The sequence below is a fragment of the Streptomyces sp. NPDC048419 genome, from assembly GCF_043200415.1.
Lineage (GTDB): Bacteria > Actinomycetota > Actinomycetes > Streptomycetales > Streptomycetaceae > Streptomyces.
This window is the reverse complement of sequence record NZ_JBICXT010000002.1, coordinates 1-12328: the sequence shown is the minus strand read 5'-3', so window position 1 is coordinate 12328 and position 12328 is coordinate 1. Positions and strand designations below refer to the sequence as shown.

13 protein-coding genes are annotated in these 12328 nt (G+C 70.8%); 4 read left to right on the top strand and 9 right to left on the bottom strand.

All coding sequences use genetic code 11. The features are described 5' to 3' along the window. Positions 1-95: 95 nt before the first annotated feature. Positions 96-1586, bottom strand: coding sequence for an NAD(P)H-hydrate dehydratase (locus ACGFYN_RS04020; RefSeq protein ID WP_393864169.1), 1491 nt, complete (start codon positions 1584-1586; stop codon positions 96-98). Positions 1587-1678: 92 nt separating this feature from the next. Here ACGFYN_RS04020 and ACGFYN_RS04015 point away from each other — a divergent pair, with 92 nt between their 5' ends. Beyond that, a complete protein-coding gene (locus ACGFYN_RS04015) occupies positions 1679-2128 on the top strand; it encodes a hypothetical protein (protein ID WP_393864168.1) in 450 nt (149 codons plus the stop codon). 28 nt (positions 2129-2156) lie between these two features. On the opposite strand, the gene ACGFYN_RS04010 is transcribed toward ACGFYN_RS04015, so the two are convergent. Next, positions 2157-2528, bottom strand: a complete 372-nt coding sequence (locus ACGFYN_RS04010) for a holo-ACP synthase (protein WP_393864167.1) — start codon at positions 2526-2528, stop codon at positions 2157-2159. 36 nt (positions 2529-2564) lie between these two features. Continuing rightward, entirely contained in the window at positions 2565-4412 is a 1848-nt protein-coding gene (gene glmS / locus ACGFYN_RS04005) for a glutamine--fructose-6-phosphate transaminase (isomerizing) (RefSeq protein ID WP_393864166.1), read from the bottom strand. Between the two features lie 163 nt (positions 4413-4575). On the opposite strand from glmS, the gene coaA reads away from it, so the two are divergent. Beyond that, entirely contained in the window at positions 4576-5544 is a 969-nt protein-coding gene (gene coaA, locus ACGFYN_RS04000) for a type I pantothenate kinase (RefSeq protein WP_393864165.1), read from the top strand. A 16-nt stretch (positions 5545-5560) separates the two neighbouring features. Next, a complete protein-coding gene (locus ACGFYN_RS03995) occupies positions 5561-6490 on the top strand; it encodes a DUF389 domain-containing protein (RefSeq protein ID WP_393864164.1) in 930 nt (309 codons plus the stop codon). Between the two features lie 41 nt (positions 6491-6531). Here the strand turns inward: ACGFYN_RS03995 and glmM are convergent, their stop codons facing one another. From glmM to rplM, 3 genes are all read right to left on the bottom strand, one after another. Beyond that, entirely contained in the window at positions 6532-7890 is a 1359-nt protein-coding gene (gene glmM, locus ACGFYN_RS03990; protein ID WP_393864163.1) for a phosphoglucosamine mutase, read from the bottom strand. 152 nt (positions 7891-8042) lie between these two features. Further along, the gene (rpsI, locus tag ACGFYN_RS03985; protein WP_393864162.1) at positions 8043-8564 is read right to left on the bottom strand and encodes a 30S ribosomal protein S9; all 522 of its coding nucleotides are present in this window, start codon (positions 8562-8564) and stop codon (positions 8043-8045) included. Positions 8565-8606: 42 nt separating this feature from the next. After that, the gene (gene rplM / locus ACGFYN_RS03980; RefSeq protein WP_393864161.1) at positions 8607-9050 is read right to left on the bottom strand and encodes a 50S ribosomal protein L13; all 444 of its coding nucleotides are present in this window, start codon (positions 9048-9050) and stop codon (positions 8607-8609) included. Positions 9051-9389: 339 nt separating this feature from the next. On the opposite strand from rplM, the gene ACGFYN_RS03975 reads away from it, so the two are divergent. Then, a complete protein-coding gene (locus tag ACGFYN_RS03975; RefSeq protein WP_393864160.1) occupies positions 9390-10271 on the top strand; it encodes a hypothetical protein in 882 nt (293 codons plus the stop codon). A gap of 25 nt (positions 10272-10296) precedes the next feature. On the opposite strand, the gene truA is transcribed toward ACGFYN_RS03975, so the two are convergent. The 3 genes from truA to ACGFYN_RS03960 all read right to left on the bottom strand — a co-directional run. Continuing rightward, positions 10297-11151, bottom strand: coding sequence for a tRNA pseudouridine(38-40) synthase TruA (truA, locus tag ACGFYN_RS03970; protein WP_393864159.1), 855 nt, complete (start codon positions 11149-11151; stop codon positions 10297-10299). A gap of 88 nt (positions 11152-11239) precedes the next feature. Then, entirely contained in the window at positions 11240-11740 is a 501-nt protein-coding gene (rplQ, locus tag ACGFYN_RS03965; RefSeq protein WP_393864158.1) for a 50S ribosomal protein L17, read from the bottom strand. An 84-nt stretch (positions 11741-11824) separates the two neighbouring features. Beyond that, positions 11825-12328, bottom strand: a 504-nt coding sequence (locus tag ACGFYN_RS03960) for a DNA-directed RNA polymerase subunit alpha C-terminal domain-containing protein (RefSeq protein WP_393864157.1), incomplete at its 5' end; no start/stop codon positions are given.

Below are 12328 nucleotides of genomic sequence, written 5' to 3'. Positions count from 1 at the left end.
TCGCAGAGGGGTCGGACAGCACTGCGGCACCGGTCCCGTGAAACTGCTGTGAGCTGGGGCGACGCACCGTGCGGACCCGGTGCTCGGCTGCCCCGTCAGTCCCGTACGTCCCGCCAGGCCGCGGGAATCGCCTCCGCCACGTCGTGGGCGCCCGCCGGTGCGCCGTCGGCCGCGTAACGCCCCGCCAGGCCGTGCAGATACGCCGCCGCGCTTCCCGCGTCCCGTGCGCGGAGCCCGGACGCCAGCAGCGATCCGGCCAGACCCGACAGCACGTCGCCGCTGCCGGCCGTCGCCAGCCAGGGCGTGCCCGTGGCATTCACCCGTACGGCGCCGCCCCGCGCGTCGGCGACGAGGGTGGTCGAGCCCTTGAGGAGCACGGTCGCCCCGTACCGCGCGGCGAGTTCACGCGCCCAGGTCAGGCGCGCCTCCTCGACGGTCTCCCGGGAGACGCCCAGCAGGGCGGCGGCCTCCCCGGCGTGAGGGGTCATCAGGGTGGGTGCCGTACGGGCCCGTACGGCGTCGGCGTCGGCGAGCCGCAGGCCGTCCGCGTCGATGAGTACCGGCACGTCGGACGAGAGCACCTCCCCCACGGCGGACGCATCGTCCCCGGCGCCGGGCCCCACGACCCATGCCTGCACCCGCCCCGCGTGCTTGGGCCCCTGGTCCGACACGAGCGTCTCGGGGAACCGGGAGATCACCGCGTCCCCGGCGGGCCCGACGTACCGCACGGCGCCCGCACCGCCCCGCAGCGCCCCGTACACGGCGAGCACGGCGGCGCCGGGATACCGGGCGGACCCGGCGGCGATGCCCACGACCCCGCGCCGGTACTTGTCGCTCTCCGCGGCGGGCACCGGCAGCAGCCGGGACACGTCCGCGTGCTGCAGCGCCTCCAGCTCGGGCTCGTCGGGCAGTTCGCCCCCGAGCCCGATGTCGACGAGCCGCACGGAACCGGCGTACTCGCGCGCGGGATCGATCAGCAGCCCCGGCTTGTGCGTCCCGAACGTGACGGTCAGGTCGGCCCGTACGGCCTCACCGCGCACCTCACCGGTGTCGGCGTCGACCCCGCTCGGCAGGTCGACGGCGACCACGGCGGCACGGGACTCGGCGGCGCAGGCAGCCAACTGCGCGGCGTCGGGCCGCAGTCCGCCCTTGCCGCCGATCCCCACGATGCCGTCGACCACCAGGTCGGCGCGCAGGATCGCCTCCTCCACGGCACCGACGCCGGCCGCGGCGGCGGCACCTGCGGACCGGCCCGCGCCCGCATCCGTGCCCGCGCCGACGACCCGCCCGCCGGCCCGCAGCAGTGCCGCGAGCCCCGCGGCATGGGCCCGTTCGGGTGCGAGCAGCACGGCGGCGACCCCCGCTCCGCGCCGGGCGAGGCGGGCTCCGGCGTACAGGGCGTCGCCGCCGTTGTCGCCGCTGCCGACGAGCAGCACGACCCGGCTGCCGTACACCCGCCCGAGCAACTCGGCGCAGGCGGCGGCGAGCCCGGCGGCGGCGCGCTGCATCAGCGCCCCCTCGGGAAGCCGCGCCATCAGCGCACGCTCGGCCGTCCTTACCGTCTCCACGCTGTACGCAGTACGCATGCGGTCGAGTCTCTCCCGATCCCGGCCCGGGCCGCACCCCCGCCCGGCCCGGACCCGGGCCGATTGTCAGTGGCGGCTGCCATGATCGGCACATGGGAGTCTTGTACGGCTACTACGCCGCCGCCGACGACGAGGACGCCGCCCGCGCGATCGTGCGCGAGGACGAGCAGCCCTTCGGGACGGGGTACGACGAGCTGGTGGTGAAGGGCATCGACCCGATGGTCGACCTGCTGCCGGCCGAGACGCTGATAACCGGCCGGCCGGCGGACGAGGTGAAGGCCGACCCGCGGCACGGCGCGCTGATCGCCATGGTGGGAGAGGGCGAAGCCGTCAGCGTGTCGCTCACCGACGGCTTCCGGGACGCGCTCGCCGCCTTCGACAGGAGACTGCTGGACGACGTGGCCGTGGGATGGGTGGCGTCCGGCGACTTCCACAGCCCGCCGGACCCGTCAGACCTGGCCGGTTTCCTGCGCGCCCTCGCGGACCTCGCGGACCGGGCGGAAGTTCGTGGCCGGCGTCTGTACTGCTGGATCTGCCCCTGATCGCACGTCGGCCGCCCCGGCCGAGGGATCACCCCTCGGCGACCACCACGGCCGAGGCGACCCCGGCGTCGTGACTCAGCGACACATGCCAGGTCCGCACCCCGAGCTCCGCCGCCCGGGCCGCCACCGTGCCCTTCACCCGCAGCCGCGGCTGCCCGCTGTCCTCGACGTACACCTCGGCGTCCGTCCAGTGCAGCCCGGCCGGCGCCCCGAGCGCCTTGGCCAGCGCCTCCTTCGCGGCGAAACGCGCGGCGAGCGAGGCGACACCCCGGCGCTCGCCGCTGGACAGCAGCAACTCGTCCTCGACGAACAGCCGTTGCGCCATCCCGGGCGTCCGCTTCAGCGACGCCTCGAACCGCTCGATCTCCGCCACGTCGATCCCGACGCCGATGATGCTCATGGCGAGCACCTTACGAGGTGATCACCACGGGCAACCTCACTCCACCGTCACCGACTTGGCCAGGTTCCGTGGCTGGTCCACCTCGTTGCCCCGCGCCGTCGCCAGTTCGCAGGCGAAGACCTGGAGGGGCACCGTGGCCACGAGAGGCTGGAGAAGGGTCGGGGTGACCGGGATCCGGATCAGATGGTCGGCGTAGGGCGCGACCGCCTCGTCACCCTCCTCCGCGATGACGATGGTGCGCGCTCCGCGGGCCCGGATCTCCTGGATGTTGGAGACGATCTTGTCGTGGAGGACGGACCGCCCCCGCGGCGAGGGCACCACGACCACGACCGGCATGTCGGCCTCGATCAGCGCGATCGGCCCGTGCTTCAACTCCCCCGCCGCGAAGCCCTCGGCGTGCATGTACGCCAGTTCCTTGAGCTTCAGGGCGCCCTCCAGGGCGACCGGATGCCCGACGTGCCGCCCGAGGAAGAGCACCGTGTTCTTGCCGGCGAGGGACCGCGCCAGCGCCCGCACCGGCTCCATGGTCTCCAGCACCCGCTCGACCGCACCCGAGATCTGCGACAGGTCCCGGATGACGGCGCCGATCTCGTCACCCCACTTGGTGCCGCGCACCTGCCCGAGATACAGCGCGACGAGGTAGCAGGCGACCAGCTGCGTCAAAAAGGCTTTGGTCGAGGCGACGGCGACCTCCGGCCCGGCGTGCGTGTAGAGCACGGCGTCCGACTCGCGCGGGATCGTCGAGCCGTTGGTGTTGCAGATCGCCAGCACATGGGAGCCCTGCTCGCGCGCGTGCCGCACGGCCATCAGCGTGTCCATGGTCTCGCCGGACTGCGAGATCGCGATCACCAGCGACCGCGGCCCCAGGATCGGGTCCCGGTACCGGAACTCGCTCGCCAGCTCCACCTCGCACGGAATCCGCGTCCAGTGCTCGATGGCGTACTTGGCGATCATCCCGGCGTGGAAGGCCGTGCCGCACGCGACCACGACGACCTTGTCGACCTCCCGCAGCACCCCGGCGGGGATCCGCACCTCGTCCAGCGTCAGCGAGCCGCCCGCGTCGATGCGCCCCAGCAGCGTGTCGGCGACCGCCTTGGGCTGCTCGGCGATCTCCTTGAGCATGAAGTAGTCGTAGCCGCCCTTCTCCGCGGCCGAGGCGTCCCAGTCGACGTGGTACGGCCGGGCGTCCGTCGGCCGCCCGTCGAAGCCGGTCACCGTCACCCCGTCCCGCCGCAGCTCGACGACCTGGTCCTGCCCCAGTTCGAGGGCCGAGCGCGTGTGGGCGATGAACGCGGCGACGTCCGAGGCGAGGAAGGCCTCACCCTCCCCGACCCCCACCACCAGCGGCGAGTTCCGCCGCGCCCCCACCACCACGCCCGGCTCGTCCGCGTGCACGGCGACCAGCGTGAACGCCCCGTCCAGCCGCCGGCACACCAGCCGCATCGCCTCCGCGAGATCGGCCGTCGCGGAGAACTCCTCCGCGAGCAGATGCGCCACCACCTCGGTGTCGGTCTCGGAGGTCAGCTCGTGCCCGCGCTCGGCCAGTTCGGCCCGCAGCGCCGCGAAGTTCTCGATGATCCCGTTGTGCACGACGGCGACGCGCCCCGCGTTGTCGAGATGGGGATGCGCGTTCACGTCCGTGGGCGCCCCGTGCGTGGCCCATCGTGTGTGCCCGATCCCCGTGCCCCCGGTCGGCAGCGGCCGCTCCAGCAGCTCCTTCTCCAGGTTGACGAGCTTCCCGGCCCTCTTCGCGGCCGCCAGCCCGCCGTCCGCGAGCACCGAGACGCCCGCCGAGTCGTAACCCCGGTACTCCAGCCGCTTCAGCCCGGCCATGACGACCTCGAGCGCAGGCTGCGGCCCCACGTATCCCACGATTCCGCACATGCGCGGCAGCCTACGGTCCGCCGGCCGCCGAAAAGAGGCGCTGCGTGCCCGAAATCGGAAATTCCCACCGTCGTACGACAGTGTCCGGCCAACGTGACACAGCCCACCCGCCGAGCCGTTCAAACTCCGTTAACAATGGAATGTGATCTCTCCGGTCTCCCCGATGCCCCGGAGCGCCCACCGGCCCAGGCCGGAGGCGACTCCCTACGTCGACCTCACCCGAGCCGAGTGGAGCGCGCTGCGCGAGAAGACGCCGCTGCCGCTCACCGCCGAGGAGGTCGAGAAGCTGCGTGGCCTCGGCGACGTGATCGACCTCGACGAGGTGCGGGACATCTACCTCCCGCTGTCCCGGCTGCTCAACCTCTACATCGGTGCCACGGACGGCCTGCGAGGCGCCCTGAACACCTTCCTCGGCGAGCAGGCCTCCCAGTCCGGCACGCCCTTCGTCATAGGAGTCGCCGGCTCGGTGGCCGTGGGCAAGTCCACGGTGGCCCGCCTGCTGCGCGCCCTGCTCTCGCGCTGGCCCGAGCACCCGCGCGTGGAGCTGGTGACCACGGACGGCTTCCTGCTCCCCACCAAGGAGCTCCAGTCCCGCGGCCTGATGTCGCGCAAGGGCTTCCCCGAGTCCTACGACCGCCGCGCCCTCACCCGCTTCGTCGCCGACATCAAGGCCGGCAAGGACGAGGTGACGGCCCCCGTCTACTCGCACCTGATCTACGACATCGTCCCGGACCGCAAGCTCTCCGTGCGCCGCCCCGACATCCTCATCGTCGAGGGCCTGAACGTCCTTCAGCCCGCGCTCCCCGGCAAGGACGGCCGCACCCGCGTCGGTCTCGCCGACTACTTCGACTTCAGCGTCTACGTCGACGCCCGCACCGAGGACATCGAGCGCTGGTACCTCAACCGCTTCCGCAGGCTGCGCGAGACGGCCTTCCAGAACCCGTCCTCGTACTTCCGCAAGTACACGCAGGTCTCCGAGGACGAGGCACTCGACTACGCCCGCACGATGTGGCGCACCATCAACAAGCCCAATCTGGTGGAGAACATCGCGCCCACCCGCGGCCGGGCCACCCTGGTCGTGCGCAAGGGCCCGGACCACAAGGTCCAGCGGCTCAGCCTGCGCAAACTGTGACCGCTAATCTGCCCCCATGCTGCACCTGCGCCTGATCACGCCGTCCGGCACTACCGACGACGTGGTCCGTCTGCTTCAGGGGACGGTCGGCACCGCTCATCTGGTCGTGCTGCCCGGCGCCGCCCGCGACCCTGCGGGCGACCTGGTGCTGTGCGACGTCGCGCGCGAGGCGGGCGACGAACTCCTCGGCGCGCTCAGGGCTTTGGGCCTCGACGAGACGGGCTCGATCGCCGTCGAGAACATCGACCTGAGCCTGTCGCGCCGGGCCGACAAGGCCGAGGAGGAGGCACCCGGCGAGGGCGCCGACGCCGTGCTGTGGGAGGGGCTGACGGAGGCGACCCACGAGGAGTCGACGCTGTCGGTCACCTACGTCGCCTTCATCACGCTCGCCACGATGATCGCGGCCTGCGGTGTCGTGCTCGACAACGCGATCCTGATCGTCGGCGCGATGGCGGTGGGACCGGAGTTCGGCCCACTGGCGGGCATCAGCACTTCGGTGGTCCAGCGCCATCCACGGCTCGCGCTGCGCTCGCTGATCGCACTGCTGGTGGGCTTCGCGGTGGCGATGCTGGTCACGGTCGGCTTCAGCGCGTTCATGGACGCCGTCGGGCTCTTCCACGAGTCCGACCTCGAAGGCAGGCGCCCGAACACCGCGTTCGTGTACGCGCCTGACGCCTTCTCGTTCATCGTGGCCGTCCTGGCCGGCATCGCGGGCACGCTCTCGCTGACCTCCGCCAAGTCGGGCGCACTGGTGGGAGTCGCCATCTCGGTGACTACCGTTCCGGCCGCCGCCAACGCCGCCGTGGCCCTCGCCTACGGTGACCCCTCCCAGACCATCGGCTCGACGAACCAGCTCCTGCTGAACCTGCTCGGGATCGTCCTCGCCGGAATCGTGACCCTCGCCGCCCAGAAGTACTTCTGGAAACGCCACCGCAAGAGCACCTAGGGGCGCGGGGCCCCCAACCCCGAACCCGGCCCGGCGGAGACCTAACCCAGCGCGGACTTCACCGCGTCGGCGAGCCGCCCCGCAACAGACCGCGCCTGATCGATGTCAGCCGCTTCCACCATGACCCGCACCAGCGGCTCCGTCCCCGAAGGCCGCAGCAGCACCCGTCCGGTCGCCCCCAACTCCCGTTCCGCGTCGGCGACGGCGGCGGCGAGGTCGGCCGAGTTCCCGACCCGGGACCTGTCCACGTCCGGCACATTGATCAGCACCTGCGGCAACCGCTCCATGACGCCCGCGAGATCGCGGAGCGTGCGACCGGTCTCGGCGACCCGCGCCGCGAGCAGCAGCCCGGTCAGCGTGCCGTCACCGGTGGTCGCGTGGTCGAGGGTGATCACGTGCCCGGACTGCTCGCCGCCGAGCGCGTACCCGTGCTCCTTCATCTCCTCCAGGACGTACCGGTCGCCGACCGCCGTCTGGATCAGCTGGAGCCCCTCGCGCTCCAGCGCCAGCTTGAAGCCCAGGTTGGACATCACCGTCGCGACCACCGTGTCCGAGCGCAGCGTGGAATGCTCCCGCATCGCCAGCGCCAGGACGGCCAGGATCTGGTCGCCGTCGATCTCCGCACCGGTGTGGTCCACGGCGAGGCACCGGTCCGCGTCACCGTCGTGCGCGATGCCGAAGTTCGCGTCGTGCTCGACGACGGCGGCCTTCAGCTTGTCCAGATGGGTCGAGCCGCAGCCGTCGTTGATGTTGAGCCCGTCCGGCTCGGCACCGATGGTGATCACCTCGGCGCCGGCCCGCGAGAACGCCTCCGGGGAGACCCGCGCGGCCGCGCCGTGCGCCTCGTCGAGGACGATCCTCAGCCCGTCGAGACGGTTCGGCAGCACGGCGATGAGGTGGGCGACGTACTGGTCGAATCCCTCGTCGTACGACCGCACCCGCCCCACGCCCGAACCCGTGGGCCGCTGCCAGGGCTCACCGTGCCGGTGCGACTCGAAGACGGACTCGATCCGGTCCTCGAGATCGTCGGCGAGCTTGTGGCCGCCGCGGGCGAAGAACTTGATGCCGTTGTCGGGCATGGCGTTGTGGCTCGCGGAGAGCATCACGCCGAGGTCCGCGCCGAGCGCACCGGTGAGGTACGCCACCGCGGGCGTCGGCAGCACGCCCACGCGCAGGACGTCCACGCCCGCGCTGGCGAGGCCCGCGACCACGGCGGCCTCCAGGAACTCCCCGGACGCGCGCGGATCCCGTCCCACGACCGCCCTCGGCCGGTGGCCCTCGAAGGTGCCCGCCTCGGCGAGTACGTGCGCCGCGGCCACGGAGAGGCCGAGCGCCAGCTCCGCCGTCAGGTCCGCATTGGCGACGCCACGCACGCCGTCCGTGCCGAACAGTCGTCCCACTGTGGTGTCCTCCGAATTGCTGAAGAGAGTGCGGCTCACTCCCAAGTACATCCCCTGAGACTGTCCGGGGACGGTAGGGGTTGTGTAAACGAACCGCCCCGGCAGCACAATCCGTGCGGCCGGGGCGATTGTTGTGAAGACAGCGGACGCGATTAGCGCTTGCTGTACTGCGGAGCCTTGCGGGCCTTCTTCAGACCGGCCTTCTTGCGCTCGACCGCACGGTCGTCGCGCTTGAGGAAGCCGGCCTTCTTGAGCGGGCCGCGGTTGTTGTCGACGTCGGCCTCGTTCAGCGCACGGGCGACTCCGAGACGGAGCGCACCGGCCTGACCCGAGACGCCGCCACCCGCGATGCGGGCGATGACGTCGTAACGGCCCTCGAGCTCGAGCACCTTGAAGGGCTCGTTGACTTCCTGCTGGTGCACCTTGTTGGGGAAGTAGTCCTCAAGGGTGCGACCGTTGATCTTCCACTTGCCGGAGCCCGGGACGATCCGGACGCGGGCGATGGCGTTCTTGCGGCGGCCCAGGCCGGCGGCCGGCTGCGGGTCGCCGAAGCGGGACGCCATGGACTCCGACGTGTACTCGCCCTCGACGGGCACGTCGGACTCGGTGGTGTAGCTCTCGATGTCGACGATCTCTTCGCCCTCGACGGGCGTCTCGACGGTGGTCTCGGCCACGATGCTCCTCAGCTTCTCTTCAGTCTTAGGGGGTGGCCGGACTTACTGCGCGACCTGGGTGATCTCGAACGGCACCGGCTGCTGAGCAGCGTGCGGGTGCTGGTCGCCCGAGTAGACCTTCAGCTTGGTGAGCATCTGACGGCCCAGGGTGTTCTTGGGGAGCATGCCCTTGACGGCCTTCTCGATGGCCTTCTCGGGGTTCTTGGCGAGGAGCTCGTCGTAACGGACGGAGCGCAGACCACCCGGGTAGCCGGAGTGGCGGTACGCCATCTTCTGGGTCCGCTTGTTGCCGGACAGGTGCACCTTGTCGGCGTTGATGATGATGACGAAGTCACCGGTGTCGACGTGGGGGGCGTAGATCGGCTTGTGCTTGCCCCGCAGAAGGGACGCGGCGGTGGTGGCGAGTCGGCCCAGGACGATGTCCTGTGCGTCAATGACGTGCCACTGGCGAGTCACATCGCCAGGCTTAGGGCTGTACGTACGCACTTCGCAGCCTTTTCTTCTTCAGTGGATGGATGGTGACACATGGCATCACTGAAGCGATCGTGCAGCTGGGGACGACAGTGCCGGGAACGCTGCCCGTATGCCGCCCACTGGTAACTGCTCCAGGGAACCTACGTATGGGCCTCTCGCGTGAGAATGAGCAAGCCAATACGCATAACAAACCGCAAGAGTACTCGGGCTGCCCCTGACGGGTCAAAACGAGCCCGGCCGGACCCGTCGACCCGCCGGTCCGGCCACAATGTACGGCAGTGCCGGAAAGGTCCCCGGGCGGCCCGCCGGAGGCACACCGGCACCTCTCGCCCCCCGTCTAAGATGCGCCCCATGAGCTATGGGCAGCAGGGGGGACCCCCGTCCCAGTGGGACCCCTGGAAACCAAACTCCCAGCAGCCGTGGAACAACGGCGGGGACAGCCAGACTCCGGACTGGGCGGCGCTCGCGGAGGCGTCGGAGACACGCAACAAACGGCGCCGGCTGCTGTTCATCGGCGGCGGCGTGATCGCCACCGTCGCGATAGGCACCGCCGTCGCCATGGCCGTGGTGTCGGCGAACGGCGACGACAAGGCGTCCGGAAACCCCAGCAACGTGCCGGCCGGCGGCGCCATCCCGAGCAGCAGCGCGACGGCCCCGTCCTTCGCGCCGACGAGCGCCCCGCCCCCGCTGGACCCGAAGGAGTTCATCTCCAGCAAGGCCAAGGACACGGCCCCGCTCAGCGCGCAGACCCTCTTCCCGGGCACGCAGCTGACCATGGGCTCGACCGTGTACAAGAAGGGCGCGACGGCCGACACCAAGAACTGCGCCTCGGCCGCCGAGGGCAGCCTCCCGAAGGTCCTCGGCGCCAACAAGTGCACCCGCCTGCTGCGCGTGACCTACACCAAGGACGGCGTCGCGGTGACCGTCGGCGTGGCCGTCTTCGACACCGAGGCACAGGCCACCAAGGCCAAGGGCCAGGCGGACAACAAGAGCCTCGTGCAGGCGCTCGCCGGCAAGGGCGTCAAGCCCTTCTGCAACTCCGCGACCTGCCGCACGACGACCAACTCCTACGGCCGCTACGCCTACTTCACCACCACCGGCTTCACCAACGGCAAGGACGTCACCAAGACGGACACCAAGGTGTTCAAGGCCGGCGACGACCTGGCCGAGTTCACCTTCAGCCAGATCCGCAGGCGCGGCCAGGCCCAGGCGTCGGCCGCGGCGGCCGGCTAGGAATTGTCCGACACCCCCTGGGGGATCAGCAGCACCCGGCACCCGGCAGCGACCGCTTGTTGCGCGCCTCCTTGCTGCGCGCGGCGAGCAGCTCGTCCGCCGGGTAGCCGACCTCCTCCAGCGTCAGCCCGTGCGGCCGTACGACATGAACGGCCGGATCCCGTACGCCGGCGGCGAGCACCTTGCCCGGCCAGTCCGGGCCGCGGTGCCCGTCACCGACGAACAGCAGCGCCCCGATCAGCGAGCGCACCATGTTGTGGCAGAAGGCGTCGGCCCGCACGGTCGCGGTGATGATCCCGTCGTCGCCGCGCACCAGGCTCAGCCGCTGCAGCGTGCGGATGGTGGTCGCGCCCTCCCGCTTCTTGCAGTAGGCCGCGAAGTCGTGCTCCCCCAGCAGCCGTTCGGCGGCCTTGTTCATGGCGTCGACGTCGAGCGGCCAGTCGTGCCACAGGACGTGGTCGCGCAGCAGCGGGTCGACTCCGCCGGGGTTGTCGGTGACCCGGTACGCGTACCGCCGCCAGACCGCCGAGAAGCGGGCGTTGAAGCCGCTCGGCGCCTCCCTCAGGGCCCACACCCGTACGTCCCTGGGCAGCCGCCCGGCGAGCCGCTTGAGCAGCTTCTCGTGATGCTCCCGCCACACCGCCTCCGGCAGGTCCACATGCGCGACCTGTCCCCGTGCGTGCACCCCGGCGTCGGTCCGCCCGGCGACCGTCAGTTCACAGGCCTCCCGCGACCGGGTCACGGTCCGCAGCGCGTCCTCGATCTCCCCCTGCACGGTCCGCCGTCCCCCGGCCTGCTTGGCCCACCCGGAGAACTCGCTCCCGTCGTAGGAGAGGTCGAGTCGGACACGGACGTAACCGGGCTGCGCTTCGTCACTCACCCGTAGATCCTCTCAGGGCTGCATCCTCTTCAAAACGTGGAACGGGCCCGCCCCGAGGGGCGGACCCGTTCACTGCACCACCGAACGCTCAGGCGTCCTTGGACTCCTCGGCGGCGTCCTCGGCGACCTCGTCGGACTTGGCCTCGACGGCCTCGTCCTTCTTGAGGGTGTCTTCCTTGACCGCACGCTTGGTGGCGGCCTCGGCCTCGCCGGTGGCCTGCTGCGCGACCGTCAGCGCCTCGACCAGCTCGATGACAGCCATGGGCGCGTTGTCGCCACGGCGGTTACCGATCTTGGTGATGCGGGTGTAGCCACCCGGACGGTTCTCGTAGCGCGGGCCGATCTCGGTGAAGAGCGTGTGGACGATGCTCTTGTCCGTGATGACCTGCAGCACCTGGCGGCGGTTGTGAAGGTCGCCCTTCTTCGCCTTGGTGACCAGACGCTCGGCGTACGGGCGCAGGCGGCGGGCCTTCGCCTCGGTGGTGGTGATGCGGCCGTGCTCGAAGAGCGCCTTCGCGAGGTTCGCGAGGAGCAGCTTCTCGTGCGCGGCACTGCCGCCCAGACGGGCACCCTTGGTGGGCTTCGGCATTTCTTTCTCCTGTGTGTCTGCCCCGGCCGTGTGAGGTACCGGGGTCAGGAACCCGATGAGCGGATGCTCATCGGCAACGACCGATCAGTACTGCTCGGTCTCCACGAAACCCGCGTCCGCGTCGTCGTCGGCGCCGTAGGCGTCGGCGGCGGCCGTGGGGTCGAATCCGGGCGGGCTGTCCTTCAGGGCCAGGCCCATGCCGACCAGCTTCGCCTTGACCTCGTCGATCGACTTCGCACCGAAGTTGCGGATGTCGAGCAGGTCGGCCTCAGAACGAGCCACGAGCTCACCCACGGAATGGATGCCCTCGCGCTTGAGGCAGTTGTACGACCGAACGGTGAGCTCCAGCTCCTCGATCGGCAGCGCCAGGTCGGCGGCAAGGGCGGCGTCCGTGGGGGACGGGCCCATGTCGATGCCCTCGGCGTCGATGTTCAGCTCGCGGGCGAGACCGAACAGCTCGACCAGCGTCTTGCCGGCCGACGCCATGGCGTCACGCGGACGCATCGCCTGCTTGGTCTCGACGTCGACGATCAGCTTGTCGAAGTCGGTGCGCTGCTCGACACGGGTCGCCTCGACCTTGTACGTGAC

Excerpts from the sequence above, each read along its gene's own strand:
- ACGFYN_RS04015 (WP_393864168.1), top strand. The coding sequence starts at position 1,679 with ATGGGAGTCTTGTACGGCTACTACGCCGCCGCCGACGACGAGGACGCC.
- coaA (WP_393864165.1), top strand. The coding sequence starts at position 4,576 with ATGCCCCGGAGCGCCCACCGGCCCAGGCCGGAGGCGACTCCCTACGTC.
- rplQ (WP_393864158.1), bottom strand. The coding sequence starts at position 11,740 with ATGCCGAAGCCCACCAAGGGTGCCCGTCTGGGCGGCAGTGCCGCGCAC.
- ACGFYN_RS04010 (WP_393864167.1), bottom strand. The coding sequence starts at position 2,528 with ATGAGCATCATCGGCGTCGGGATCGACGTGGCGGAGATCGAGCGGTTC.
- ACGFYN_RS03995 (WP_393864164.1), top strand. The coding sequence starts at position 5,561 with ATGCTGCACCTGCGCCTGATCACGCCGTCCGGCACTACCGACGACGTG.
- glmS (WP_393864166.1), bottom strand. The coding sequence starts at position 4,412 with ATGTGCGGAATCGTGGGATACGTGGGGCCGCAGCCTGCGCTCGAGGTC.
- ACGFYN_RS04020 (WP_393864169.1), bottom strand. The coding sequence starts at position 1,586 with ATGCGTACTGCGTACAGCGTGGAGACGGTAAGGACGGCCGAGCGTGCG.
- ACGFYN_RS03975 (WP_393864160.1), top strand. The coding sequence starts at position 9,390 with ATGAGCTATGGGCAGCAGGGGGGACCCCCGTCCCAGTGGGACCCCTGG.